Here is a 26,367-nt window from a genome sequence, read left to right as displayed (position 1 = left end):
TTCAGCCGCCCAGGCGTTCGGCCCAGGCGAAGTAGGCCGCCCGTGGGTCCGCGAAGGGGTCGCGGAACAGGGCCTGCACCTCCGCCTTGGCCACCTGGCCACTGTCGAAGGCCTGGTACAGCCGGTCTCCGAGCAGATAGCCGAGGGCGTGGCTGACGCCGTGGAACAGCCGGTCCTTGCGCAGCGGGAGGAGCTTCACGGCTTCTTCCGGCGCCTCCGCCTCCGTGGCCTTGTGGGTCAGCACGAAGGCGGCGATCTGCCGCTCCACGCCGCGGCTCTCGCCGAAGCGCTTCGCCCACTCGGCCACGCCCAGGCAGGCGCGCCGGGGGTTCACCAGCTTCGAGCCGAAGAAGCCCAGCGCCTCTTCCAGGCAGCGCGCGTAGAAGGCCTCTGAAGCGCCGCGCGGCGCGTCCATGGCGTCACCCACGGCGCAGTGCCGGACGAAGTGCGCCGCTTCCTCCGCCGCGTGGTTCAGCGACAGCGACGCCAGGTAGGCCACCCTCGCGCGGGGGATGTAGCTGCTCTCGCGGGAGAGGATGTGGCGGCGAAGCTGGGTCAGCTCGGCCTGGGTGAAGCGTCCGCGCCGCTGGATTCGCGCCAGGACGTCGCCGTCCGCGGCGGTGGCCACGTCCACCGTGTCCAGGGAGCGGCCCACGGGCACGCCGGCGAGCCGGCCGATGAGCGCGGCCATCTCTCGGAAGCGCTCCGCGGCGCCGCGATCCAGCAGCGGGGCATCTCCGGCCTCCGCCTCCAGGTAGTCCAGGAAGCTCTGCTGGCACACCACGGGCGAGGCGTTCATCAGGCACAGGCTGCCGTCCGCCAGCTCCACCGCCTCCGCGGCGCCCACGCGGCCCTCGCGTGCCAGCCGCCACCAGACGCCCTCCGCGTTCTGGTACACGACCAGCCCCTTGCGCGTCTCCGCGCCGAGCGTGCGCTCCACCTGCGCGGGCAGGTGGCAGGGCGCCACGTGGTACTGGCCCACCAGCACCATGACCAGCGGCCGGTCCGGCGCGCGGGCGGCGCGGGCGATGCGTTCGGCGGCGTAGGCGTCCCGAAGCTCCAGCGAGCGCTCACCGTGCGCCCGGCGGTCGATGCCCACCACCTCCAGCTTCTGCTTGCGCGCGAAGGAGAGCAGGGCGCGCGTGTTGGACCACACCCCCGCGCCGTGTCCCAGCTTCGCCAGCAGGGAGCGCTCCGTGACGCGGCCAGCGCGCCAGGCATCCACGGTGGCCTGGTGACGGCCCTCCACGGACTCCAGCGCCATGATGACGCGGCGGCCCGAGGCCCGCGCCCGCTCCACCAGTGCGAGGTACGTCTCCTGCGCGAGCGGGAGCGTGTGGTAGTCGCCCACGTAGACGACGTCCGCCGCCTGTACCTGTTGGTACACGGCGGGCAGCGTCGTGACGCTCCGGTAGCCGGAGGTGCGCCGCCGGAAGCGGGCTTCGTAGGTTCGGAATGTGGCCGTCTGTCCGTCAACCACTCGGGCAATCTGCGCGCGCTGGCGTCGGAACAGGGCGAGGTGCAAGGCGAGCGAATCGCGCATGGAGTGCCGCAATCCCTCGCACGCCACCGCGGGCCCGGCAAAAAAACGGCGCGCCCGGGTGTCGGGTGCGTTCCTTGACTGGGACGGACGGCCAATGGAGCATGGCGCTCAGCCTTGAAGACCGCACACGCTCGCGCGACCCTCCTCAGCCTGGTCCTCATCATGGCGGTGCCCGGCCGCGCCGAGGAGCCAGGTCTCCTGCACTCCCCGCCGGAGCGCGCCGAGCCGCGCGTCGCGTTGCAGCTCGACGGCACGTTGGTGGAAGGCCGCCGCGTCCTCGAGCTGTACGTGCGCTACCGAGGCCCAGGCGAGCCCTACGCCCGACGGCCCATGGAGCGGGAGTACGGCGACCTGTACCGGGCCGTGATTCCCGCGGAGCACGTCGTCCCGCCCGGCATCGAGTACTACGTCGAGGGCCTCACCGCGGATGGCCAGCGCGTGCCGCTCTTCCAGTCCGCCTCGCGTCCCGTGCGCGTGCTCGTGGGCGGCGAGACGCCGGCCAGTGCGTCCATCGTCCGGCCCACGCCGCCTCCCACGCGCCGCCCCCCGCCAGGCCGGACGCCGCCGCGCGCCGCTCCGCCCGAGCGCACGCCTCCGCCCGAGCGTCCGCGCGCGCAGGCGCCGCAGGATGACTCCATGGCCGCGCTCACGGCGGACCTGCCCGCGGATGCGCCCACGGAGGCCTCGTCGTCGGCACGGTCGTCCCGGACCTCCGAGGCGCCAGGCGGCGCGCCCGCGTCGCGTGCGCCGGCGCCCACCCGCTCCGAGCTGGAGGAGGACCTGGCCCTCTACAGCGCGGAGGACACGCTGGCCCTGGCCACGCGTCACGAGGCGGCGGTGCGGACGGTGCCCGCCATTGGCGCCTCGTTCAGTCAGCAGCAGCTGCGCTCCCTGGGCGCGCGCACCGTGGCCGACGTCCTGGACGTGGTGCCCGGCCTTTCGGTCAGCCGGGACGTGCAGGGCTTCCACCGCACCGCCATCCGCGGCCTGCGCAACGACGCGGAGGTGCTCTTCCTCCTCAACGGCCATCGCCTCAACAGCTTCTTCGACGGCAAGGCGCTGATGAACCTGCCGGTGGAGAACCTGGAGCGGGTGGAGGTCATCCGCGGCCCTGGCTCCGCCCTCTATGGCGCCGGTGCCTTCCTGGGCGTGGTCAACATCGTCACGGACACGTCGGACGGCGTCCGCACGGCCGTGTCCGTCGGCGGCTACCCGGGCCAGGATGACCGGCTCGCCGTCACGGGCAACGGTCACCTCTCCGCGGGGCACACCGCCGGAAACCTGCGCGTCTTCGCGGACGTGGACCTGTGGAGCCAGGCCGGTGACTCCACCGTCATTGAGAACGACGGCCTGGACGACGAGTCGCGCTCGCAGGGCCTGCGTGACGTGACGGACCCCGCGGGGCGCACCCGCGACGAGCGCTTCCTCTTCAACGCGGGCGCGGGCGCCACCTACGCCATGGGCGACGCGGGCCGCCTGGGGGCCTCCGCGCGCTTCCTCACGGAGCGCCGCAGCGCCCTGGTGGGCCTCTTCGACACGGTGGGCGAGGACTCCAAGCTGGGCTGGAACGTCTTCCTCGCGGACCTGACCTGGGAGCGCGCCTTCGGACCCGACGTGACGCTCCGCGCGCGCGCCGCGTATGACCAGCAGTCCACCGACCGCTTCTTTCAAATCACCCCCCGCGACTTCAGCACCGGCACGGGCACCAGCCGCCTGTTCGAAGCGGGGATGCAGGAGCAGACGCGCGTCTCCGTGCGCTCGCTCACCGGCTCCGTGGACGCGGACGTGGCCCTGGGCGCCTACAACCGCCTCTCCCTGGGCGCGGTGGTGGAGCAGCAGTCGCTGGGCGAATACGACTACGTGACGAACTACACCCTGGACGCGCAGGTGCGGCCGGAGGGCCTGGCGCGGCCGGAGGGCCTGGTGGACCTGACGAGCGGCGCCGCGTCCCGTCGCCTCAACGTGGGGCTGTTCGCGCAGGACCAGTGGACCGTCGTCAACGCGCTCACGCTCACGTTCGGCGTGCGCATGGACGCCACCCAGCTGCCCACGGTGGACGCGTCCGGCGCCATCAACGGAACGCGCTTCGTGCCCACCCTCAATCCGCGCGTGGGACTGGTGTTCGCGGCCACCGACTCGCTGGTGCTCAAGGCCCTCTACGGGCGTGCCTTCCGCGCCCCCACGCTGCAGGAGCTGGTCGAGCGCATCCCGGACACGAACTACAACCAGGGCCGCTTCGAGGGCAACCCGCGCCTCCAGCCCACCACGGTGGACACCTTCGAGCTGGGCGCGGACCTCGTCCAGGCGGCGGGGGACGCGCGGGTGCGGCTGCGCGCCAACGCGTACGTGGCGTTGTTCGGCTCGCCCATCGTCCCCGTGGACACGTCCGGCAACATCGTCCCGCTGCGCAACCGCGAGCTGGGCGTGCGGGTGTACGGCGTGGAGGGCGAGGCCCGGCTGGAGGCCTCCAAGCGCGCGTATGCGTGGCTCAACGCCAGCATCTCCCGCGCGGAGGACCTGGAGCTGCCCACCCAGTCCCGCCTGCTCACCGACACGCCGCAGGCGCGCTTCAACGCCGGGGTGACGATGCCCATTGGCGCCTATGTGAACTTCGACGTGGTGGTGCGCACGGGCGCGGAGCGGCGCAACAACAGCCGCTCCGTGCTGGAGCTCATCCGCCGCTACAAGATTCCGTCCTACAGCCTCATCACCGCGCAGCTGCGCACCGAGCCCATCCTGGAGCACTTCGAGGTGGCGCTGGTGGCGCACAACCTGTTCGACAATGACCTTCGCGACGACGTGCCCCGTCCGGACCGTGTCCCCGGGCTGCTGCCGCGCGAGGGCATGTCCGGATTCCTCACCGTGAGGGCCCACTACTGATGCCGCGCTCCCGCTCCCTCTTCGCCGCGCTTGGCTTCGCCCTGGGCGCCTTCCACGGCGGCTGCATCGCCTACAACGACTCGTGCCAGCCCCTGGTGGAGGACCCCGACGCCGTCGTGGGCTACCTGGCCCATGAGGTGCTGCTCGACAAGGTCTACACCCGGCACGACAACAATGCGCTGGGCCAGCTCGTCGCGGATGCGCTCCTCCACGCGGAGGATGACTCCACGCGCCCCGCGGTGCTGGGCGTCGTCAACGGCGGCTCGCTGCGCCAGGAGGGCCTGTGCGTCACGCGGACCTCGCTGCGCCAGGGCGCGCTCACCGACGGCGTGCTGCACGAGCTCCTCCTCTTCGAGAACCTCGTCGTGACGGTGGACCTCACGGAGAAGGAGCTCGTGGACATGATGGAGCTGTCCGTGGGCTCGCTGTACACGGAAGGGCAGAGCATCGCCTCGCCCTCCGGCGCCTTCCTCCACGTGTCGGAGGGCAGCTCGCTGCGCGTGGACTGCGCCCAGCCGGAGGGCTCGCGCGTGCGCGAGCTGACGGTGGGTGGGGTGCCCGTGGCGCTGCCCGCGCGCGAGGACGCGTCCATCCGCTACCGCGTGGCCATGAACGCGTACCTCCTGGATGGGGGAGACGGCTACGGCGCGGCGCTGGGCAACGCGGGACAGAACCCGGACCGCAACCCGGTGCAGGCGCGCAAGCTGCGCGGGACGGAAGCCAACCTCGCGTCGGCGTACATGAAGACCAGGCACCCAACGCCCGTGCAGGCGCTGCGCGAGGCGTCGCGAGTCGTCTTCCAGAATTGCGCCCTGCCCGCGAGGCCCGCGGGCAGGTGAGGGTGGGGAGCCGGGCGTGGAGCCGGCCCTCCGGAACTACTTGGGCTCTTCGGAGGGCGCCACCGCCACGGCCGTCACCGGCTGAGCGGGGGCGGGCGCGGGGGCCGCGGGACGAGGCGGCGGGCTGAGGACGTCGTTGACCGACGGCATCTTCCGGATGTCCCCGCGTGCCACCTTCCACGCCTGCTGGACAATCCAGGACAGCGAGCGGTCCTGCCGCGTCGCCTCACGCTGGATCTCCTCCAGCATGTCCTCGGGGAAATAGAGACTCTGTTTACGATGGTCCGTCGTAGCCATCCGTCGTTACTCCTCCCGAGGGTCCTGGCGCTCGTCGCCAGTCACGTCATTCACGGCGGGGAACGACTTGATGCGCTCGCGGGCGATCTTCCACGCCTGCTGCACGACCCAGGACAGGGAGCGGTCCTGGCGGGTCGCCTCTTCCTGGATCTCCTTCAGCATCTCCTCGGGGAAGTACAGCGACTGCTTGCGCTTGTCGGTGCCTGCCATACTTGGGTCTCCGGGGCGGATTCGGGGTGACGACCTGAACACACCTGGGCCGTTATCCGACAGACTCCCAAGAGGGTCAACGGTTTCCAAGGACTCATTCCGAGGTCGCACCCTCTGCCCCCTTGCTCGTCCAGTCGCACGTAAGCTGTGCAACCGTGCGCGAAAAAGGAAACGCCCCGGACTCCACGAGGAAGTCCGGGGCGCTTCGGAAAGAGGGACCGCCTGGAGAAAATCTCCGGGCGGACCCGTGGACCCAGAGGGGGAGGGGGGGGACCCCTAGGTCCAACAGCTCAAAATTCGACCGTTCCAAGAACAGCGCGCGCGGCCGCGTGTATTTCCGCTACCGCCTCTCCGCTGATTCGATGTTGTGACGATCATAAGAATCTGCCCCCCTGCCTTCAACCGCACGTGTTCCTGTAACCCGCGCACCCGACACTCCATTCCACCGCGGTCCGATGCCCCGTCACGATTCCGCCACACCGCTGCTGACGACGACGCTTCGAGCGGCGTACACCCGGCTGGGACTGGAGGGAGGTTCGGTGCTGCTCGCTGTCTCCGGCGGCGCGGACTCCACGGCGCTGCTGGTGGGCACCGCGCTCGTCGCCGAGCCGCTCCGGCTGCGCGTGGAGGTGGCCTCGCTGGACCATGGCCTGCGTCCCGAAGCGGCGGAGGAAGCCCGCCGGGTGTCCGTCCTGGCTGCCGCCCGGGGGCTGCCCTGCCATGTCCAGGCGCTGCGGCTGCGGCCGGGGGCTGGCATCGAGGCGCGCGCGAGGGAGGCCCGCTATGCGGCGCTGGAGGCGCTCCGCCGTGAGCGGGGCCTGGGCGTCGTGGCCACCGCGCATACCGCCTCCGACCAGGCGGAGACGCTGCTCATGCGCCTGGCGCGCGGCACCGCGCTTCGCGGCGCGGTGGGCATCCATGAAGCGCGCCCCGGACTGGTGCGGCCCCTGCTGTCGCGCACGCGCGAAGACGTGGTGGCCTTCCTGGCGGAGCAGGGTGTCTCCTATACGACAGACCCGATGAACGCCGACCCTGCCCACTTCCGGACGCGCGTTCGCCTGGGCGTGCTACCCGCCCTGTCGCGCGCCGCCGGCTTCGCGGTGGAGGGGCACCTGGCCGCCTTCGCGCGCGTGGCCGCGGAGGACGAGTCGCTGCTGGCGTCCATGGCGGACGCGGCCTTCGCGCGGCTGAGCCTGGAGGATGGCGCCCTGGATGTCGTGGGCGTGCGGGCGCTGGAGCCCGCGCTGCGCCGGCGGGTGCTCGCCCGGCTGGTGGCCGGCGCGGAGGCCGCGGTGGATGAGGCCACGCTGGCCCGCGTGCAGCGCGCGGTGGACCAGGGCGGCTCGGCCACGTTGGGGCGGGGCCACGTGCTGCGCGCGAGCAGCGGACGGGTGCGCTGCGTGCGGCAGGTGCCGGCCCCTCCACCGGCCGAGCTGCGGCTGGCGCACGCGGGCGCGCGGGGCACGCTCGTGGGGACGGGCTGGAATTTTTCCGTCGAGTCCGCACCTCCACCCACGGGGGTGCTCGGGCTGGCGCTCGGGGACGGGACGCGCTGGCCGCTGACCGTGCGGACACGCCGCCCCGGGGACCGGGTACGCACTGGCGTGGGACGACGAAAGCTTCAGGATGTGTTGGTGGATCTTCGGGTGCCCGCGGAAGCGCGGGACACGCGGCCCGTGGTGGCGGACGCCGAGGGGCAGGTGTTGTGGCTCCCCGGCCTCTGGCCACCCGCGGTTCCGCGTGCGGCCGCCAGGGAGTACCTCTGGGCGGCTCCCCCCGGTTCGAGCATTCAGCGGACCGCGGCGTTATAGAGTGGCAGAGTCGCAGTTCGGGGGATGGGCGCGGCCCCCTAAATAGTTGAGGGCTTTTTGCTGTTGCTGATACGGTCCGCCGCTGGGTAGCTCGCCTGGTGTCGGCCAAGTGATGGATAAAGCTGGGGTTCTTCCCAGCGCGGCCCTCATCCCGCCGAGTTCCGAAAGGGCAGCTGACACGTGCGTTCGACTTACAAGACCATCGGGCTCTGGGTCATCCTGATCGTCCTCTTCGTCGCCTTCTACAATTTCTTCTCCCAGGGCAACGACCAGGTCCAGGAACCGTCCTTCACCCAGTTGCTGACGAAGGTGGAGGAGAAGAAGGTCCAGGAGGTTGCCGTCAAGGGCAACACCTATTCCGGCAAGTTCACCGACACGTCGGAGAAGTTCCGTACGACGGGGCCGGCGCCGGATGCGGCGATGCTGAACCAGCTCCGTAGCAATGGCGTGGACGTGAAGTACGAGCGGGAGGAGCAGAACAGCCTCTGGCTGACCATCCTCGGTCAGTGGATGCCGGTCGTCTTCCTGTTCCTGTTCTTCATCTTCTTCATGCGCCAGCTGCAGGGTGGCAGCGGCAAGGCCATGACGTTCGGCAAGTCGAAGGCCAAGCTCCTCAACGAGAGCCACAACAAGGTCACCTTCGCGGACGTGGCCGGCGCGGACGAGTGCAAGGAAGAGCTCGAGGAGATTGTCGCCTTCCTCAAGGATCCGAAGAAGTTCACCAAGCTGGGCGGCCGCATTCCCAAGGGCGTGCTGATGATGGGCTCGCCGGGAACGGGCAAGACGCTGCTCGCCCGCGCGGTGGCCGGCGAGGCCGGCGTGCCGTTCTTCTCCATCTCCGGCTCGGACTTCGTGGAGATGTTCGTGGGCGTCGGCGCCAGCCGCGTCCGTGACCTCTTCGAGCAGGGCAAGAAGAACGCCCCCTGCATCATCTTCATCGACGAAATCGACGCCGTGGGCCGTCACCGTGGCGCGGGCCTGGGCGGTGGACACGACGAGCGCGAGCAGACGCTCAACCAGCTCCTGGTGGAGATGGACGGCTTCGAGTCCAACGACGGCGTCATCCTGATTGCCGCCACCAACCGTCCGGACGTGTTGGATCCGGCGCTCCAGCGTCCCGGCCGCTTCGACCGGCGCATCGTGGTGCCGCGCCCCGACGTGAAGGGCCGCCTGGGCGTGCTGAAGGTGCACACCCGCCGCGTGCCGCTGGCGCCGGAAGTGGACCTGGAGGTCATCGCCCGCGGGACGCCTGGCATGACGGGCGCGGACCTGGAGAACCTCGTCAACGAGTCGGCGCTGATGGCCGCGCGGCAGAACAAGGAGCGCGTGGACCTGAGCGACTTCGAGGCCGCCAAGGACAAGGTCTTCATGGGCCCCGAGCGGCGCTCCATGATCATGACCGAGAAGGAGACGCGGAACACCGCCACCCACGAGGCGGGCCACGCGCTGCTGGCCAAGCTCCTCCCGGGCTGCGACCCGCTCCACAAGGTCACCATCATCCCGCGCGGTCAGGCCCTGGGCGTCACCTGGAGCCTGCCCACCGAGGACAAGGTCAACGGCTACAAGAAGCAGATGCTGGATCAGATCTCCATGGCCATGGGCGGCCGCATCGCCGAAGAGCTCATGTTCAACGAGATGAGCAGCGGCGCCGCCAACGACATCGAGCGGGCCACCGAGACGGCCCGCGCCATGGTGTGCCGCTGGGGCATGAGCGAGAAGCTGGGCCCCCTGGCGTTCGGCAAGAGCGACGGTGAGGTGTTCCTGGGCCGCGACTTCAACTCGTCCAAGGACTACTCCGAGGACACCGCCCGGCAGATTGACTCCGAGGTCCGCAGCATCGTCGTGGGCTGCTACGAGCGCGGCAAGCAGCTGCTGACGGAGAACATCGAGGCCCTGCGCCGCGTGACGGACGCGCTGGTGGAGTACGAGACGCTGGACGCCGAGGACGTCAACATCCTCCTCCAGGGTGGGCAGCTGACCCGTGAGCGTCCGCCCCCGCGAGTGAATGCGCCCCCGAAGGCGACGGAGAAGAAGGACAAGCGGAAGATCCTCGACGCGCTCGAGGGACTGCCCGCGATGGAGCCGAAGAAGGCCTGAGCCTCACGCGCCTCCAGCGGTTGAGCTGAAGTGAAGAAGGCCCTTCCCACGCTGCTGGGAAGGGCCTTCTGCCTTGCGGGCTGTCACGCGCCTACGGGTAGCGCACGGGCAGGGGGGCCTCGGGCAGGGGGATGAACTCCGTCTCGTCCGGGACGGCGGCGAAGCGGCCGGCCTTCCAGTCCTCCTTCGCCTGCTCCAGCCGCTCCTTCGAACTGGAGACGAAGTTCCAGAACAGGTAGCGCGGCCCGTCCATGGGCTCCCCACCGAGCACCAGCAGCCGCGCCGCCGCGGTGGCGCGGAGGGTGACGGCGCCGCCGGGCCGGAAGACGAGCAGCTCTCCTGGCTCGAAGGCCATGCCGTCCACTTCCACGGTGCCCTGGACGAGGTACATCGCCCGCTCCTCGTGCTCGGCCGGAACCACGAAGCGCGCGCCGGCCTCCAGCGCCACGTCCGCGTAGAACATGTCCGACAGCGTCTGCACCGGCGAGCGCTGACCGTGCACGGTGCCGGTGATGACGCGCATCCGCGCGCCCTCACCCTCGTGGCAGGGCATCTGCTCCTCGGGGTGGTGGACGAAGGCCGGGGCCGTCTCCTCGTGGCGCTTGGGCAGCGCCACCCACGCCTGCATGCCAAAGAGCTTGCTGCCCGCGGCGCGTGGGCCGGGCCCGGTGCGCTCCGAGTGGACGATGCCGTTGCCCGCCGTCATCCAGTTCACCGCGCCGGGGCGGATGGGCTGCGTCGTGCCCAGGCTGTCCCGGTGCATGACTTCGCCGTCGAAGAGGTAGGTGACGGTGGCCAGCCCGATGTGCGGATGGGGCCGCACATCCAGGCCGTGGCCGGGTTGGAAGCCGGCGGGGCCCATCTGGTCCAGAAAGACGAAGGGCCCCACCATCCGGCGGCGGGCCGAGGGCAGCGCGCGCCGCACCTCGAACCCGTCGCCCAGGTCGCGTGAGGGCGCGACGATGAGTGTCTCCATCGAAGAGGGAAGCTGCTCCGCGTTCAAGTCGTCCCGGCTCATGTCGTGCTCTCTTTCGTTTCCGCGAGGTGGCCTCAGGCCAGGTCGAACAGCAGCGCTTCCACCGGCTCCGTGGCGGAGAGGACGAGCTGCGACTCGTCCGCCACCGCGACGCCGTCACCGGCCTTCAGCTCCACGCCGTTGAGCGTGGCCTTGCCCCGCGCCAGCTGCAGCCAGGCGTGGCGGCCCGGAGCGAGCGTGTACGTCGCCTGCTCGCCCGTGCCCAGCAGCGTCGCGTGAAGCACCACGTCCTGGTGCACCGTGAGGCTCCCGTCCCGGGCGTCCGGGCTGGCCACCACCCGCCAGCAGCCCTGGCGCTCGGACTCCGGGAAGGCCTTCTGCTCGTAGCCAGGCGTCAGGCCCTTGCGGTCCGGGATGATCCAGATCTGCAGGAAGTGGAGCTGCTCATCCGCGCCGTTCATCTCGCTGTGCAACACACCCGTGCCGGCTGTCATCCGCTGGACTTCACCGGCGCGCAGCAGGCCCTCTCCGCCCGTGCTGTCGCGGTGGCCAATGGCGCCGCTGAGCGGGTAGGTGATGATTTCCATGTCCCGGTGAGGGTGCGTGCCGAAGCCCTCATGGGGCGCGACGCGATCCTCGTTGATGACGCGCAGGGCACGGAAGCCCATGAAGTCCGGGTCATAGTAGCCGGCGAAGGAGAACGTGTGGTGGGAGTCCAGCCAGCCGTGGTTGGCGTGGCCGCGGGCTTCCGAGGGGCGAATGGTAATCATGACATTCCTTTCCGCGGCGGCGCCTGGATGGCGGCCGCTGTTTCGAGAGACATGATGTGCGTGAGGGCCTGTCGGGACTAGGCATGGACAATGGGAAGCATCGTTCCACCCATGGAACGATGCCCCATTCAGCCGGGGATGGGCCAGTGCTCGCGCAGGCACTCCACGAAGGCCACCACCTTGGGAGCGTGGTGCCGCGTGCTCGGGTAGACGGCGTGGACGGGGGTGCCCGTGGAGCTCCAGTCCGGCAGGATGCGCTGCAGGCGCCCGGCGGCCAGCTCCGAGGTGAAGTGGAGGTTGGGGAGCAGGGCGATGCCGGAGCCCGCCCGCGCGACCGCGTAGAGCATGTCCGGCTCATTCACGACGACTCGGGCGGGCACCTTGATGTCCACCGAGCGGTTGCCGGAGTGGAGCGTCCAGACGTTGTTCTCCAGGCCCGCGCCGAAGAGGAGGCAGTCATGCTTCTCCAAATCCTTCGGAGTCTTGGGCGCCCCGCGCGCCTTGAGGTAGCTGGGCGCCGCGACGACGACGCGCTCCACGCTGCCCAGCCGCCGCGCCATGAGTGACGAGTCGGCCAGCCGTCCGGCGCGAATCGCCACGTCGAAGCCTTCCTCCATCAGGTCCACGTTGCGGTCGGTGCACACCAGCTCGAGCTGGACCTCCGGGTACTGCTTGATGAACGTGGACACCAGCGGCCCGATGAAGCTGAACGTCAGCGGCGTCGTCACGCGCAGCAGGCCATGGGGGGCGGACTGCATCCGCGTCACGGCCAGCTCGGCCTGCTCCGCCTCCGCGACGATGCGCGCGCAGTGCTCGTAGTACGTCCGGCCCACGTCGGTGAGGCGCAGCTTGCGCGTGGTTCGCTGGAGCAGCTGCGCGCCGACCCGCGTCTCCAGCTCCGACACCTTCCGGCTCACCGTGGACTTGGGCATCCGCAGCCCACGCGCCGCCGCGGTGAAGCTGCCTGCCTGGACCACGCGTGCGAAGACGAGCAGCTCGTTGAGGTCCATCTCCCGTCCTTCCCGGGGCGCTGTTCCATGGGTGGAACAGTTCTTCCATTCTGGCCCATCTAATCAAGCCCGGGGCCCACCGCTACCTTCCTCCTCGTCGAACACACCGCTTCACCGAAAAGGAAGGCACCTCATGGCCACCACGACCTGGAACATCGACGCCACCCACTCCGGCATCCACTTCTCCGTCCGCCACATGGTCATCGCCAAGGTTCGCGGCAGCTTCCGCAAGTACAGCGGCGCCGTCTCCCTGGACGAGCAGGACGTCACGAAGTCCTCCGTCGCCGTCACCATCGAGACGGCCAGCATCGACTCCGGCGTCGAGCAGCGTGACAACCACCTGCGCTCGCCGGACTTCTTCGACGTGGAGAAGTTCCCCCGCATCACGTTCAAGAGCACGAAGGTGGAGCGGGCGTCCGGCGACGGGCTGAAGGTGACGGGCAACCTGACCATCCGCGACATCACCCGCGAGGTGGTGCTGGACGCCGAGCAGCTCGGCGTGGGCAAGGACCCGTGGGGCAACGTCAAGGCCGCGTTCGAGGCGAAGACGTCGGTGGACCGCCGCGACTTCGGTCTGACGTGGAACCAGGCGCTGGAGACGGGCGGCGTGCTCGTCGGCGAGAAGATTGAAATCGCCATCGAGGTCCAGGCCGTGAAGGCGCAGGCCGAGCAGGCCGCCTGAGCCACCCACGCGCGCTCGGGAGCGGTAGGGTAGGGACGCGCGTCCCGTCCTGGTGGCGGTGCGCGGCCCCCTCCCTGGAGCCTCCCGATGATTCGCGCCCGCCCTCTGACCTTCGAGCCCCCGGAGGACCTCGTCCTGGCCTTCCGGCGGATGGGGCTGACGGAGGCCTCGCAGCCAGCCCTGTTGAAGGCGCTGCCCTTCACACGGCTCCTCCTCACCGGGCTGCGCCACCAGGAAGAGGCCTTCCTCCAGACGCTGCCCGAGGCGCTCCCCGCCTGGCTTCCCGGAGACGCCCAGGCCCGCCCGGGGACGGGGCTGCTGACGGGACGCGCTGAGCAGTTCCAGCGGCTGGTGACGGCCGCTCGCGCCGACGATGGGGGGCTGTCCGCGCTGGCATCGGCGGTGGCGTCCGCGCTGGCCGTGGGCGTGTCGCCCGCGGTGCTGACGCTGGGCGCCCGGCGCTTCGAGTGGGGCTCCCGCGCCTACGTCATGGGCGTGGTGAACGCGACGCCGGACAGCTTCTCGGATGGCGGGCGCCACGCCGGGACGGAGGCCACCATCGCCCACGGGCTGGCCCTGGCCGAGGCGGGGGCGGACCTGCTCGACGTGGGAGGCGAGTCCACCCGGCCTGGCGCCTTGCCGGTGAGCGCCGACGAGGAGCTGGCGCGGGTGCTTCCCGTCATCGAGGGCCTGCGGGCCCGGACCGACGTGCCCCTGTCCGTGGACACGACCAAGGCCGCCGTGGCGCGCGAGGCGCTGAAGGCCGGCGCGCACCTCATCAACGACATCACCGGCTTCAGCTCCGATGCCGACCTGCCCCGCGTGGTGGCCGAGGCCGGCGCGGCCTGCTGCCTGATGCACATCCAGGGCACTCCGGCCACGATGCAGCAGGCGCCGCGCTACGACGACGTCGTCGAGGACGTGCTGGGCTTCCTGGAGGCGGCCGTCGCCCGGGCTGGCGCGGCGGGCATCCCCCGCGGGCGCATCCTGGTGGACCCGGGCATCGGCTTCGGCAAGACGTTCGAGCACAACCTCTTCCTGCTGCGCCGGCTCCACGAGCTGCGCGTCCTGGGGCTGCCGCTGCTGGTGGGCACCAGTCGCAAGGGCTTCCTCGGCCGGTTGGCGGGCGGCAAGCCGGCCTCCGAACGGCTGGCGGCGACGCTGGGTTCGGTGGCCTCCCTGGCCGCGCTGGGTGGGGCAGACGTCGTGCGCGTCCATGACGTGGCTGAGTCCCGGGACGCGCTGGCCGTCGCGGACGCCATCCGGAGGTGCGAGGACGGCGGGACGCTCTACACCCGGTAACAAGGTGTGGCTTACAGCCCTCAGGCCGTGGACCGAACCTTCACCTTCTGCTGGCCGCTCCCTGAGCCGCCGTGTATGGACGGCGGCGGTTCGGTTGGTACTGATTTCGCAACCTCTTTTAGTCTGCGTCGGCCTGCATGCCTGGGAGGTTGCCCAGGGAGCAGGGGGTTCCTAACTTCGAGCCCGCGTGGTGGGCGGGGTATAAGCCCCGACGTCGAGAGGCCGGCGCAGGCCCGGCGTGGGAAAGGCGGAGCGGCACACATGGCGTACAGGATGAACATGCCTCCGAAGGAGGCGCAGGCTTCCCAGAAGCTGTTCGGCACGGATGGTGTTCGCGGGAAGGCGAACGTCTATCCCATGACTGCCGAGGTCGCGATGCAGCTCGGGCGGGCGCTTGCGTTCCTCATCCGCAATGGCCCGCATCGCCACCGCGTCATTGTCGGGAAGGACACGCGGCTGTCCGGCTACATGCTGGAGCAGGCGCTGGCCGCGGGCCTCACCTCCATGGGCGTGGACGTGGAGCTCGTCGGGCCGCTGCCGACCCCAGGCATCTCCAACATCACCACCTCCATGCGGGCGGACGCCGGCGCCGTCATCTCCGCGTCCCACAACCCCTACGAGGACAACGGCATCAAGTTCTTCTGGCGCGACGGCTTCAAGCTGCCGGACGAGACGGAAGGCAAGATCGAGGAGCTGGTGTCCAGCGGCTCCATCGACTCCATCCGCCCGACGGCCACGAAGATTGGCCGGGCCTTCCGCATGGAGGACGCGCGGGGCCGCTACATCGTCTTCCTGAAGGCCACCTTCCCGCGCGAGCTGACGCTGGAGGGGATGACCATCGTCGTCGACTGCGCCAACGGCGCGGCCTACAAGACGGCGCCCGCCGTGCTGGAGGAGCTGGGCGCCAAGGTGATTGCGCTCGGCGTTTCGCCGGACGGCAAGAACATCAACCACAAGTGCGGCGCGCTCTTCCCGGAGAACCTGGCCAAGGCGGTGGTGAAGCACGGCGCGCACCTGGGCATCGCCCTGGACGGTGACGCCGACCGCCTCATCGTCGTGGACGAGAAGGGCAAGGTCGTCGACGGTGACGCCATCATGGCCATCTGCACGGGTGAGCTGGTGGCCCGCAAGCAGCTGAAGAAGAAGATGTTGGTCTCCACGGTGATGAGCAACATCGGCCTGGAGCGCGCGGTGGCGCGCTGGGGCGTGAAGGTGGCCCGCACGCGCGTGGGGGACCGCTACGTCGTCGATGAGATGCGCCGCAACGGCTACAACCTGGGCGGCGAGCAGAGCGGCCACCTCATCTTCCTGGACCACACCACCACGGGTGACGGCACCCTGGCGGCGCTCCAGTTGCTGGCGGTGATGTGCCGGGCGGGCAAGCCCCTGAGCGAGCTGGCCTCCATCTTCGAGCCCGTGCCCCAGACGCTCATCAACGTCGTGGTGAAGCAGAAGAAGGAGCTGGGCGAGCTCCCCACGGTGATGAAGGTCATCAAGAGCGTGGAGCAGCGCCTGGGCAACTCCGGCCGCGTGCTGGTGCGCTTCTCCGGCACCGAGCCCAAGGCCCGCGTCCTCATCGAGGGCGAGGACGCCGCCCGCAACCAGGCCTACGCGAAGGAGATCGCGGACGCGCTGTCCAAGGCCCTCAGCGTCTGAGCGCCGCTGCGAACGGCGGTTGACTTCCGGACGCTGGCGGCGTGATGAAGGGCCAGCGCGCACCGGGGCCCCTCGACAATCCCACGGCCGCGCACGAGCGAGGTGCGGTCGATGGGACAGCGACTGGGTGTCAACGTGGACCATGTGGCGACGCTGCGTCAGGCGCGGCGCACCCCGTATCCGGATCCGGTGACGGCCGCGGCGCTGGCGGAGCTCGCCGGCGCGCAGCAGATCACCATCCACCTGCGCGAGGACCGGCGTCACATCCAGGACCGGGACTTGCGCATCCTCCGTGAGACGGTGCAGACGCTCCTGAACCTGGAGATGGCCGCCACCGCGGAGATGGTGAAGATCGCCTACGAGCACAAGCCGGACGTGGTGACGCTGGTGCCGGAGCGCCGCGAGGAGCTCACCACGGAGGGCGGCCTGGAGGTCGCCAACCAGCGCGAGCACATCGCGAAGATCATCAAGAACCTGAAGGATGGGGAGATCGCCGTCTCGCTCTTCATCGACCCGGACCTGGACCAGGTGCGGGCGGCGCACAAGGTGAACGCGGACCGCATCGAGCTGCACACCGGCCGCTACTGCGAGGCGCGCAACGAGAAGGAGCGGGCCCGGGAGCTGGCGCGCATCGTCGACGCGGCCAAGGCGGGCACCAAGCTGGGCATGGGCGTGGCCGCGGGCCACGGGCTCAACTACGACAACGTGCAGCCGATTGCCCGCATCGGTGAAATCGACGAGCTGAACATCGGGCACGCCATCGTCGGGCGCGCGGTGCTGGTGGGCTTCGAGCGCGCGGTGCGTGAGATGCTCGAGCTCATGCGCAACCCGGGGTAGGGCGCCATGGGAATCCGCGGCCTGGGCCTGGACATCTGCTCCATCTCCCGCATCCAGCGCATCCTGGACGGGCCTCGCGCGGAGCCCTTCCTGAACCGCGTCTATACCGAGGCGGAGCGGGCCCTGTGCGGCCGGCGCAGTGACGCCGCCAGCGCCTACGCCGCGCGCTTCGCCGCCAAGGAGGCCCTGGTGAAGGCGCTGGGCGCGCCGCCGGGCATCCGCTGGAAGGACATGGAGGTCCGGCGGCAGGGCGGAGCGCCTTATTTCGCACTGTCCGGCGTGGCCTTGGAGGTCATGGACGCGCGAGGGCTGGAGGCCTTCCTCGCGCTGACCCACGATGCGGACGTCGCCGCCGCCACGGTGGTGCTCCAGTCGAAAGGGGATTGAAGCCATGTTGCGCGTCCTCACCGCCGCTCAGATGCGTCAGGCCGAGCAGGCCGCCGAAGCCCGCCACGGCATGCCCTCCGCGTTGCTGATGGAGAACGCCGGGCGGGGGCTCGCGGAGGTGGCGCGGGGGCTCATCGGCTCGGGTGGGCGCTGCGTGGTGGTGTGTGGGCCGGGCAACAATGGCGGGGACGGGCTGGTGGCCGCGCGCTTCCTCCGGGAGGGCGGCGCCTGCGTGTCGGTGGTGAGGGTGGGCGACGCCGCGAAGCTGACGCCGGAGTCGCGCCGGAACCTGGAGGCGCTGAAGGGCTTCGGCGTGACGCCGCGTACCCTGGAGACCGTGCAGGCGCCGGGGCGGGGCGACGTGGTGGTGGACGCGCTCTTTGGCACGGGCTTGAGCCGTGCGCCCGCGGGGGCCTTCGCGGACGCCGTGGCGGCGATTCGCGGCTGGCGGGCCGCGGGGGCCAAGGTGGCGGCGGCGGATGTGCCGTCCGGGCTCCAGAGTGACTCGGGGGAGTCCTTCTCGCCGTGTGTGGAGGCGGATGCCACCGTGGCCTTTGGCTTCCTCAAGCCGGGGCAGGTGCTGGAGCCGGGGGCCTCGCTGTGTGGCCGCGTGCACCGGGTGGACATCGGCATGGGCGGCGAGTCCTCGAAGGAGGTCTCCGGTCCCGAGCTCTTCGTGGTGGAGGAGGCGGACGCGCGGCGCACGTTGCCGGCGCGCAAGGCGGACTCCCACAAGGGGACCTTCGGGCACGTCCTGGTGGTGGCGGGCAGCCGGGGGAAGACGGGCGCCGCGGCGCTGGTGGCGAAGGCGGCGCTGCGCTCGGGCGCGGGGCTCGTCACCGTGGCCGCGCGGGCGGACGCGCTGGACACCATCCAGGCGCACTCGGCCGAAATCATGGGCATCCCCCTGGAGGCTTCCGGGCCGCTGGGCCTGGGAGACTTGGACGCGCTGGTGGCGGCGGCGGAGGGCAAGGATGCGCTCGTCATCGGGCCGGGGATTCCGCGGGGCCCGGAGACGGGCGCGCTGATTGGCGAGCTGCTGTCGCGCGTGGAGGTGCCCGCGGTGCTGGACGCGGACGCGCTCAACGCGGTGGCCTCTGATTTGTCGGTGCTTCGCCGAGCGAAGGCGCCGGTGGTGATGACGCCGCACCCGGGAGAGATGGCCCGGCTGACGGGCAAGTCCACGAAGGAGGTGCAGGCGCACCGGCTGGACGTAGCGCGGCGGTTCTCCGTGGGACTCAAGGTGACGCTCGTGCTGAAAGGCGACCGGACGCTGACGAGTGACGCGGATGGACGCGTGTATCTCAACACCACGGGCAACCCGGGCATGGCGACGGGCGGCTCGGGGGACGTGCTGTCGGGGATTTGTGGCGCGTTCCTGGCTCAGTCGCTCCCGTTGCCGGCGGCCCTCTGGACGGCGGTGTACGCGCACGGGCTCGCGGGAGACCTGGCGGCGGCGAAGCGCGGGCAGCTGGGGCTGGTGGCGGGGGACATCGTGGAGCAGGGGCTGTGCGAGGTGTGGCTACGGTGGGAACGATGAGCGCGGAAGCGTTGGCGGCGCGTGTGCGGACGGTACGGCTGGAGTCTCCCGAGGAGACGCACCGGCTGGGCGTCCGGCTGGGCGAGTTGCTGCAGCCCGGTGACTTCGTGGGGCTGATTGGCGACCTGGGCGCGGGAAAGACGCACCTGGTGCGCGGGGTGGCGGACGGGGCGAACGTGCCGCGCTCCGAGGTGGCGAGCCCCACGTTCGCGATTGTGTACCCGTATTCGGGCCGCATCCCGCTGTACCACGCGGACCTGTACCGGCTGACGGACTACGACGACCTGTACGCCACGGGCTTCCTGGACCTGGAAAGCACCGAGAGCGCGATGCTGGTGGAGTGGCTGGACAAGATTCCGCAGGCCGCGCCCCGCGACTATCTGCGCGTCACGCTGAAGCACGCGGGCGGCGAGGCACGGGAGCTGACGGCGGAGGCGTTTGGCGCACGGCCGGTGGCCTTGCTCGACGCGTGGATGGGCTGACTCGAAGGAGTGGGGCGGACTGCCACCTGCCTGGCCACGCCTCCCGGGGCGTTTGGGAAGCACCCAGCGCCAGTGACGCGCCGACCTCTGAGCCTACGCCACGCGCAGGTTACCGCGTTTCATTCCTCGTGGGTCGGGCGCCAGCCCGGTGGCTCGCTGTTCGGAAATGTCGGGACTTTTGTGGCGTCAAAACCCCCGACATTTCCGAACAGCGAGCCGAGCAACCTCGGTTGGGACCCCGTCGTCCGCGCGTCCTGTTCACACGTTGGAGCTGCCTCTGCGTAACCATTGCTCCTGGACCTCCGTGGAGGCGAAGGCTTGCAATTTTCTAAGCCAGCGATGAGCCTGGCAGGTGGGGGGGCGGCCGGTCGCCGCCCACTCCAGGCTCTCGCGGATGTTGTCCCGTCGCGGCAACTCATGATGCTTGAGGCGCTCGCGCACCCGGTCATCGCAGGATGGATCGCGGAGCACCGCGGCCACCATGAGCTGAGGGTGGACCCAGCTCCATCCATCGAGCCGCGCCCAGAGCGCCGCCAACGTGGCTTCGTCGGCTCCCGCTAGCACGATGCCAGCAGCCGCCATCAGCACGATGGCCAGTTCTTCTCGTGCAGAAGCGCGCGCAGCTCGGACTGGACGTCCGTGCTGGCCTCTATCGCGGCCTCCACATGGAGCAAGACCTGCCTGTTCGATATGTGGAGAAGGCCCATGTAGCCGGAGGGCATCAGGAACGGCTCGATGAATGAGGGGAAGCCGCCACGACGAGCCATCTCGGCCAGGGGTTGGCTCGTGACGGGATACGTTCGTGGCGGATTCCATTGGGCGCACGTGAGGAGTGCACCTTCCAGGTCGCAGAGGAACAACCTGGCGTCACGCAGGTCCGCGTTGCGGAGGTCCGCGTTCAGCAGGGTGGTCTGTTCAAGCTGCGCGCCTCGAAGCCGCGCTCGGCGGAAGGAGCTCCCCGTCAAGTTGGATGCCGTGAGCCGGGTGCCTTCCAACTGTGCGTCATCCCATTGGGTACCTCGCGCGACACACGCATGGAGGCTCGCGTGGTTCAGTCGCGCTCGCCGGAGCGAAGCGCCCGTGAGGGTTGCCAGGTCGAGCTGTGCGTACTCCAGCCCGCAGCCATCGAGCCTCGCCCCGTCCAGTCGCGCGCGCACCAGGTCGGCGGATGCCAGGTCTTGCCCTGACAGGTCGATGCCTCGGAGGTCTCATGAGCTCCGCGCGTCGCCGCTGACCGTCGGCCGTCTGCCACCGTTCGAAGAGCTCGGCGCGCAACCGGGCCTCAGGCCACGCTGCGCGACGTGTCCGGCTTCACGGCGGGGCCGAGGTCCGAGCCCGCGAGCTCCGGCACGCGCCAGTGGTGGAACACGAGGTTCGCGTCCACGCCGATGACGTCCTCTTCGGCCACCGGCGCCCAGTACGGCCCGCCGCACAGGGACTCACTGGCCACGACGAGCTGTTCCAGCTTCGTCCCCGGCGCCGGCAGCGTCGACACGTCGTCGCGCGCCGGACCCGTGGACACGAACAGCGTCCGGTTGCGCCGGGACGCGACCATCAGCTCGCCGTCGGACACGAGGAAGTTCATCGCCGAGCGACCCTCCTGACCTACCGCATCCGTGATGGCGGCCACCAACGACATCGTCTCCGCCAGCGCGCGCGCCACGGCCTCCACGGGGACCTTCCCGTCAAGCGGATGCCGGGCCGCCAGGCGGGTGAGGAACAGGTAGAAGCACCGCTCGCTGTCCGTGGTGCCCTTGATGTTCGTCCGAAGGCTCGGGCAGATGAGCGCTTCCACGGCAGCCCGATGCTGCGCGAACTCCTTCACCGTCCCGTTGTGCACGAACGCCCAGCGGCCATGCAGGAAGGGGTGCGCGTTGCGCAGCTCCACCGCCCCCACCGAGGCCAGGCGGACGTGCGCCACCACCGTGTGGGAAGACACCCGGCTGCTCACCCGCTCGAAGTCCGGGTCGCAGTGCGCGGGCCCCACACCGTGCGCCACCACGGGCGCAAGCTCGGCGCCGTACGCCGCGATTCCCCATCCGTCCTTGTGTTCGCGCGACTGGATGAGGAGCGAGTTCTTCTCCGTCACCAACGAAGGGTGGACGGCGGCGGGAATCGCTGAACGGAATCCAAATAGTCGGCACATGGCTAGCAGCGAATACCCTTAACGTCCGGCCCTGTCGGATGTCGTCTCGTCTTTACCCAGTTGGCGCCGCCGTGTCTCCGCGACGCCGGTTCACGCGCAGCCATCCATTGGCTGCCGGACAGCGATGCGTCCGGCCTTCACCACCACTCGCGCGTGCGCTACCCCCAGATGGTAGGGCAGATGGCGGTACGAAGCACAGCTGAAGACCACCAGGTCGCCCGGGTCACCCACGGCCAGCCTGCCGTGCTGTTGCAGTCCCAAGGACACCGCCGCGCCGCGGGTGGCTCCCCAATACGCCTCTGCCGCAGTAAGCCCGTTTTCCAGACACGCAAGTCCCAGGGCCAGTGCCGTGTTTTCACTCATGGCGGAACCCGGGTTCACATTGGTGCCCAAAGCGACGTTGAGCCCCGCGTCGCGGATGCGGCGTCCGGGCGCGTAGGGCCGCATGCGCAGAAAGAGCGTGGAGGTAGGCACGAGCACCGCGGTGACATTCGCGTCCGCCAGCGCCTTGAGCCCCGCGTCCGTCACCTGCTCCAGGTGGTCCGCCGTGGCGGCCCCCAGCTCCGCGGCGAGCTCGGAGGCGCCACACGCGGTGAGCTGGTCCGCATGCAGCCGCGGAACCATTCCCAGTGCCCGCCCGGCGCTCAAGATGCGGCGCGCCTCGTCCACGGTGAAGGCGCTGTCTTCCACGAAGACGTCACAGAAGCGCGCCAGCCCCTCCTTCGCGACGGCGGGGAGAATCTCGTCGATGCACAGCCGCACGTAGTCCTCGCGCTTGCCGCGGTATTCCTCCGGCAAGGCGTGCGCGCACAGCAGCGTGGGCACCAGCTCCAGCGGCGTCAGCGCGCCGAGCCGCCGCACCGCGCGCAGCATCTTCAGCTCCGTCTCCAGGTTGAGCCCATAGCCGCTCTTCACCTCCGCCGTCGTCACGCCCTGCTCCAACAGGCGCTTCGTGCGGGGCAGGGCGAGCCGCACCAATTCGTCCTCGCTCGCGGCCCGCGTGGCTCGCACCGTGCCAGCGATGCCACCGCCCGCCTTGGCAAGCTCCAGGTAGGTGGCGCCCTGGTTGCGCAGGTCGAACTCCGCCGAGCGCTCACCGGCGAAGACGAGGTGCGTGTGCGGGTCCACGAAGCCGGGGCCCACGAAGCCCCCCTGGGCGTCCACCACCTCGGTGCCAGGGCCCACCGCGCCCGAGGGGAGCGCCGCCTCGGGGCCCACGTAGGCGATGCGGCCTCCGCGCACCCCCACCACGGCGCCCGGGCGCGGGGTGAGGGCGTCCTCCGCGCGCTCGCGGTGCGAGCCTTCTACCGTCAGCACTTCGGAGGTGTTTCGCACCAGCAGGTCCAGCACGTCCATGGCTCAACGTCCTCCGCGTGCGCCCATGATGGGCACGTTCCAGCTCACACCCTTGCCGACCTTCGCGCGGCCAAATCCGCCCGACAGCTCGAAATCATTCAGCGCGCCCCAGGTGACGCGCGCCGCCACCACGCCGCCGTAATACAGCGCCTGCTCGTTGCGCCCATGCGAGGCCACCGTGTGCCACGACGCGAAGGGCACCAGGCCAATGGACACGCTCTTCTCCGGCTGCACCGTGAGCGCGCACGACACCTCCGCGCCGAAGATGCTGCCCGGCCCGCCGCGCGACGTGAGCAGGCCGAAGTCCGTGGCCCCTCGCAGCGACAGCGCCGGGGCCAGACCCAGCCGCTCCGAGCCCACGTAGTACGAGGCCCCGGCATACACGCCGTACCCCGGCAGCGGCACCGGCAGGAACATCTCGCCCTGCAGGCCCGTGTGCAGGTGCAGCCGTTCGGACAGCGGCATCGTCAGGGCCGCGTCGAACGCCACGCCCCACTGCTGCGTGGAGAAGCTCGACTCATTCCCTCGGAACGTGTCTCCGGTCCCGACGCCGGGCTGCGTGCCCGCGATGGGCGCGCTCAGCCGGGGGCCGGAGCGCATCCCCAACTGCATGATGTTGCGGTCGGGCGCACCGGGCCCCATCCGCATCACCATGGGGCCCATCGCAGTGGGGGCGCACCCCGTCAGTCCCACGACGACGGCGCCCCCCAGTCCGACCACTGCCGCGCACAAGCGCCTCACTGCGGCCTCCTGCTTCAGCTTCAGGTGGTGATGCCGGGAATCTTCACGCCGCGCTCTTTCGCCACGTCGATGGCCTCCGGGTAGCCCGCGTCCGCGTGGCGCAGCACGCCCATGCCGGGGTCGCTGGTGAGCACGCGCTCGATGCGGCGCGCGGCCTCCGGCGTCCCGTCCGCGACGATGACCTGACCCGCGTGCAGCGAGTAGCCCATGCCCACGCCGCCGCCGTGGTGGAAGGACACCCACGAGGCGCCGTTCACCGCGTTCACCAGCGCGTTGAGGATGGGCCAGTCCGCGACCGCGTCCGTGCCGTCCTTCATCGCCTCCGTCTCCCGGTTGGGCGACGCCACCGAGCCGCAGTCCAGGTGATCCCTGCCGATGACGATGGGCGCCTTCACCTCGCCCTTGCGCACCAGCTCGTTGAAGGCGAGGCCCGCCTTGGCGCGCTCGCCATACCCCAGCCAGCAGATGCGCGAGGGCAGGCCCTGGAACGCCACGCGCTCCTCCGCCATGGTCAGCCAGCGCTGGAGCGACGCCTTCTGCGGGAACAGCTCGCGCACCACGCGGTCGGTGACGCGGATGTCCTCCGAGTCGCCGGAGAGCGCCACCCAGCGGAAGGGCCCCATGCCCTCGCAGAAGAGGGGACGGATGTAGGCGGGGACGAAGCCGGGGAACTCGAAGGCGTTCTCCATGCCGCCCAGCTCCGCCTGGCCGCGCAGGTTGTTGCCGTAGTCGAAGACGTGGCTGCCGGCCTTCTGGAAGTCGTTCATCGCCTGCACGTGCAGCATCATCGACTCGCGCGCGCGGCGGACGTACGTCTCCGGGTCGCGCTGGCGCAGCTCGGCGGCGGCCTCCAGCGACAGGTCCGTGGGGATGTAGCCGTTGAGCGGGTCATGGGCGCTCGTCTGGTCCGTGACGAGGTCCGGCTTGATGCCGCGGCGGTACAGCTCGCGGAACACCGACGCCGCGTTGCCGATGACGGCGATGGAGCGGCCCACGCGCTTCTCCTGGGCTTCCTTCACCAGCGCCAGCGCGTCGTCCAGGTCCTTGGCGACGACGTCCAGGTAGCGCGTCTCCACCCGGCGCCGGGCGCGGGTGGGGTCTATCTCCACGCCGAGGAACACGGCGTTGTTCATGGTGGCGGCCAGCGGCTGCGCGCCCCCCATGCCGCCCAGACCGCCGGAGAGGATGAGGCGGCCCGCCAGGTCGTCGGTGCCGTAGTGGAAGCGGCCGGCGGCGGCGAACGTCTCGTAGGTGCCCTGGAGGATGCCCTGCGTGCCGATGTAGATCCACGAGCCCGCGGTCATCTGGCCGTACATCATCAGGCCCTTCTTCTCCAGCTCGTGGAAGTGCTCCCAGTTGGCCCAGCGGCCCACGAGGTTGGAGTTGGCGATGAGCACGCGCGGCGCGTCCGGGTGCGTGCGGAAGATGCCCACGGGCTTGCCGGACTGGACGAGCAGCGTCTCGTCGTCGCCCAGGTTCTGGAGGCTCGACACGATGCGGTCGAAGGAGGGCCAGTCGCGAGCGGCCTTGCCGGTGCCGCCGTAGACGACGAGGTCCTCGGGGCGCTCGGCGACGTCCGGGTCGAGGTTGTTCATCAACATCCGGAGCGCGGCCTCCTGGACCCAGCCCTTGCAGGACAGGGTGGAGCCATGGGGGGCGCGGATGACGCGGGACATGAACGGACTCCTAGGGTGTGGCGGACGGAAAGGCCCGGCACACTACCCGAACCCGCGTGCTTCCGGGCCACCACGATGTCCGCGGCGCGTCCGCCGCCTCACGAATGCAGCGTGTCGTCGTCGGAGGCGTCCATGCCCGGGAACTGGACGGGCCTCCGTGACGCGGGCCGGTTCACGACGCCGTCCTCGCGGTCGATGTGAATGTCGTTGATGACCTCCTTCACCCCCAGCACGTCCCGGGCGAGCGCCTCCGTCGCGTGCCGCTCGTCCTGGCTGCGCACCACGCCGGCCAGCAGCACCACGCCGTCCCGCACGCGGATGTCCACGTCCTCGGCGTCCACCCAGCTCCGCATCAGCCCGTCGCAGAGGTCCGACAGGATTCGCTCGCTGGAGCGCCGGTAGCCTCGTGGCGCGCGTCCCCGCGGCGGCGCCCTCACGGGGCCCTCGGGCCGGTAGCGCCCACCCGAGAAGCCACCTTGCCCCAGGTCGTGGTCATCCGGCCGTGACGGACTGGTGCCGTAGCCCTCCCACGGTGGCGCCATGTTCTCCACACCGGGGCCGTGGCCCGCGGGCTGTGTGCCTCCGTAGCGGACATCCGTTTCGGCCATGCGTCCGGCGGCGCGCCAGGGCCGGCCCCGGTCCATGCCGCCCGCCTCCCGTCGGCGCTCGTCGGCGCCCCGGTGGCCCTGGTGGCGCCCGCCGTGCCCCCGGCGCTCCGGCACCCCAGGCCGACCCCGGTGACCCGTCCCCGTTCCCTCGTCCTCCAGGACGCCCAGGTAGGGCGGCTCCAGGCGCCAGTCCTCCGCGACGTCGCGGAACGTGCCGCTCGGGCTGTAGCCGGGCCGTCTGGCGATGCGCTCCGGGTCGAACTGCCGGGCGCGGCGGTCCAGCTCCCGGTCCAGGTCGAAGTCGCGGCCCTGGTCCAGGGCGCGTGGGTCCCGCTCGAAGTCGGGCCCGCGCTCGTAGCCGTGCTCGTCCCATTCCGGGGCGCGGGCCCGGGTGCCCCTCGGGTGGGTGGGTTCGTCCTCCCAGTCCCTCGAGGGCCGCTGCTCCCGCGCCTTGTCTCCCCATCGCCGGTCGTCATCGCGCCTGCCGTTCATCTGCTGGCCTCCTCGCGTCATGCGTTTGC

General features: G+C 70.5%; 24 protein-coding genes. 11 read left to right on the top strand and 13 right to left on the bottom strand.

Annotated elements, in window-relative coordinates:
* Position 1 precedes the first annotated feature (1 nt).
* Positions 2 to 1,543, bottom strand: a complete 1,542-nt coding sequence (locus tag HV826_RS01150; protein ID WP_176415149.1) for a ChaN family lipoprotein — start codon at positions 1,541 to 1,543, stop codon at positions 2 to 4.
* Positions 1,544 to 1,657: 114 nt separating this feature from the next.
* Here HV826_RS01150 and HV826_RS01145 point away from each other — a divergent pair, with 114 nt between their 5' ends.
* Together HV826_RS01145 and HV826_RS01140 are read left to right on the top strand one after the other, a co-directional pair.
* A complete protein-coding gene (locus HV826_RS01145; RefSeq protein WP_176415148.1) occupies positions 1,658 to 4,423 on the top strand; it encodes a TonB-dependent siderophore receptor in 2,766 nt (921 codons plus the stop codon).
* On the top strand, positions 4,423 to 5,262 hold the full coding sequence (locus HV826_RS01140; RefSeq protein WP_176415147.1) for a 5'-nucleotidase C-terminal domain-containing protein: 840 nt from the start codon (positions 4,423 to 4,425) through the stop codon (positions 5,260 to 5,262). Before HV826_RS01145 ends, HV826_RS01140 begins: the two co-directional genes overlap by 1 nt.
* Before the next feature lie 36 nt (positions 5,263 to 5,298).
* Here HV826_RS01140 and HV826_RS01135 read toward each other — a convergent pair whose 3' ends face one another.
* Positions 5,299 to 5,559 carry a TIGR04563 family protein gene (locus HV826_RS01135; protein ID WP_011554363.1) on the bottom strand — a complete coding sequence of 87 codons (261 nt, stop codon included), beginning with the start codon at positions 5,557 to 5,559 and terminating at the stop codon, positions 5,299 to 5,301.
* A gap of 6 nt (positions 5,560 to 5,565) precedes the next feature.
* Positions 5,566 to 5,769 carry a TIGR04563 family protein gene (locus HV826_RS01130; protein ID WP_002638649.1) on the bottom strand — a complete coding sequence of 68 codons (204 nt, stop codon included), beginning with the start codon at positions 5,767 to 5,769 and terminating at the stop codon, positions 5,566 to 5,568.
* A gap of 455 nt (positions 5,770 to 6,224) precedes the next feature.
* On the opposite strand from HV826_RS01130, the gene tilS reads away from it, so the two are divergent.
* Complete coding sequence (gene tilS, locus HV826_RS01125; protein WP_176415146.1) at positions 6,225 to 7,580, top strand: tRNA lysidine(34) synthetase TilS; 1,356 nt, start codon at positions 6,225 to 6,227, stop codon at positions 7,578 to 7,580.
* Between the two features lie 180 nt (positions 7,581 to 7,760).
* Positions 7,761 to 9,677: an ATP-dependent zinc metalloprotease FtsH gene (gene ftsH, locus HV826_RS01120; RefSeq protein ID WP_176415145.1), complete on the top strand. Its 1,917-nt coding sequence runs from the start codon at positions 7,761 to 7,763 to the stop codon at positions 9,675 to 9,677.
* Positions 9,678 to 9,768: 91 nt separating this feature from the next.
* Here ftsH and HV826_RS01115 read toward each other — a convergent pair whose 3' ends face one another.
* From HV826_RS01115 to HV826_RS01105, 3 genes are all read right to left on the bottom strand, one after another.
* Complete coding sequence (locus HV826_RS01115; protein WP_176415144.1) at positions 9,769 to 10,695, bottom strand: pirin family protein; 927 nt, start codon at positions 10,693 to 10,695, stop codon at positions 9,769 to 9,771.
* 32 nt (positions 10,696 to 10,727) lie between these two features.
* Positions 10,728 to 11,423 (bottom strand): pirin family protein, encoded by a 696-nt coding sequence (locus HV826_RS01110; protein ID WP_176415143.1) that lies wholly within the window; start codon positions 11,421 to 11,423, stop codon positions 10,728 to 10,730.
* A 128-nt stretch (positions 11,424 to 11,551) separates the two neighbouring features.
* The gene (locus HV826_RS01105) at positions 11,552 to 12,433 is read right to left on the bottom strand and encodes a LysR family transcriptional regulator (RefSeq protein WP_176415142.1); all 882 of its coding nucleotides are present in this window, start codon (positions 12,431 to 12,433) and stop codon (positions 11,552 to 11,554) included.
* Between the two features lie 133 nt (positions 12,434 to 12,566).
* Here HV826_RS01105 and HV826_RS01100 point away from each other — a divergent pair, with 133 nt between their 5' ends.
* The 7 genes from HV826_RS01100 to tsaE all read left to right on the top strand — a co-directional run bounded on the left by HV826_RS01100 (position 12,567) and on the right by tsaE (position 19,319).
* Entirely contained in the window at positions 12,567 to 13,115 is a 549-nt protein-coding gene (locus HV826_RS01100) for a YceI family protein (RefSeq protein WP_176415141.1), read from the top strand.
* A gap of 87 nt (positions 13,116 to 13,202) precedes the next feature.
* Entirely contained in the window at positions 13,203 to 14,417 is a 1,215-nt protein-coding gene (gene folP / locus HV826_RS01095) for a dihydropteroate synthase (RefSeq protein WP_176415140.1), read from the top strand.
* 261 nt (positions 14,418 to 14,678) lie between these two features.
* Entirely contained in the window at positions 14,679 to 16,073 is a 1,395-nt protein-coding gene (glmM, locus tag HV826_RS01090) for a phosphoglucosamine mutase (protein ID WP_176415139.1), read from the top strand.
* A gap of 111 nt (positions 16,074 to 16,184) precedes the next feature.
* Positions 16,185 to 16,910, top strand: coding sequence for a pyridoxine 5'-phosphate synthase (locus tag HV826_RS01085; protein ID WP_176415138.1), 726 nt, complete (start codon positions 16,185 to 16,187; stop codon positions 16,908 to 16,910).
* A 6-nt stretch (positions 16,911 to 16,916) separates the two neighbouring features.
* The gene (gene acpS / locus HV826_RS01080) at positions 16,917 to 17,297 is read left to right on the top strand and encodes a holo-ACP synthase (RefSeq protein ID WP_176415137.1); all 381 of its coding nucleotides are present in this window, start codon (positions 16,917 to 16,919) and stop codon (positions 17,295 to 17,297) included.
* A 4-nt stretch (positions 17,298 to 17,301) separates the two neighbouring features.
* Complete coding sequence (locus tag HV826_RS01075; protein ID WP_176415136.1) at positions 17,302 to 18,837, top strand: NAD(P)H-hydrate dehydratase; 1,536 nt, start codon at positions 17,302 to 17,304, stop codon at positions 18,835 to 18,837.
* Positions 18,834 to 19,319, top strand: coding sequence for a tRNA (adenosine(37)-N6)-threonylcarbamoyltransferase complex ATPase subunit type 1 TsaE (gene tsaE / locus HV826_RS01070; protein WP_176415135.1), 486 nt, complete (start codon positions 18,834 to 18,836; stop codon positions 19,317 to 19,319). The genes HV826_RS01075 and tsaE overlap by 4 nt, the downstream gene beginning before the upstream one ends.
* Before the next feature lie 258 nt (positions 19,320 to 19,577).
* Here tsaE and HV826_RS36855 read toward each other — a convergent pair whose 3' ends face one another.
* The 7 genes from HV826_RS36855 to HV826_RS37820 all read right to left on the bottom strand — a co-directional run bounded on the left by HV826_RS36855 (position 19,578) and on the right by HV826_RS37820 (position 26,338).
* Complete coding sequence (locus HV826_RS36855; RefSeq protein WP_255216986.1) at positions 19,578 to 19,907, bottom strand: hypothetical protein; 330 nt, start codon at positions 19,905 to 19,907, stop codon at positions 19,578 to 19,580.
* The gene (locus HV826_RS36850) at positions 19,901 to 20,494 is read right to left on the bottom strand and encodes a pentapeptide repeat-containing protein (protein WP_255216996.1); all 594 of its coding nucleotides are present in this window, start codon (positions 20,492 to 20,494) and stop codon (positions 19,901 to 19,903) included. The genes HV826_RS36855 and HV826_RS36850 overlap by 7 nt, the downstream gene beginning before the upstream one ends.
* A 107-nt stretch (positions 20,495 to 20,601) precedes the next feature.
* Complete coding sequence (locus HV826_RS01060; protein WP_176415134.1) at positions 20,602 to 21,465, bottom strand: class II glutamine amidotransferase; 864 nt, start codon at positions 21,463 to 21,465, stop codon at positions 20,602 to 20,604.
* A 90-nt stretch (positions 21,466 to 21,555) separates the two neighbouring features.
* Positions 21,556 to 22,821, bottom strand: coding sequence for an imidazolonepropionase (gene hutI, locus HV826_RS01055; protein WP_176415133.1), 1,266 nt, complete (start codon positions 22,819 to 22,821; stop codon positions 21,556 to 21,558).
* 3 nt (positions 22,822 to 22,824) lie between these two features.
* The gene (locus HV826_RS01050; protein WP_368670810.1) at positions 22,825 to 23,562 is read right to left on the bottom strand and encodes a hypothetical protein; all 738 of its coding nucleotides are present in this window, start codon (positions 23,560 to 23,562) and stop codon (positions 22,825 to 22,827) included.
* Between the two features lie 20 nt (positions 23,563 to 23,582).
* Complete coding sequence (gene hutU / locus HV826_RS01045) at positions 23,583 to 25,238, bottom strand: urocanate hydratase (RefSeq protein WP_176415132.1); 1,656 nt, start codon at positions 25,236 to 25,238, stop codon at positions 23,583 to 23,585.
* A gap of 98 nt (positions 25,239 to 25,336) precedes the next feature.
* Positions 25,337 to 26,338, bottom strand: coding sequence for a BON domain-containing protein (locus HV826_RS37820; protein WP_176415131.1), 1,002 nt, complete (start codon positions 26,336 to 26,338; stop codon positions 25,337 to 25,339).
* Between the last annotated feature and the right edge of the window lie 29 nt (positions 26,339 to 26,367).

Source organism: Myxococcus sp. AM010 (assembly GCF_013372585.1).
GTDB lineage: Bacteria > Myxococcota > Myxococcia > Myxococcales > Myxococcaceae > Myxococcus > Myxococcus vastator.
The sequence above is the reverse complement of the archived record's forward strand: the minus strand, read 5'-3'. Positions and strand labels throughout refer to the sequence as shown.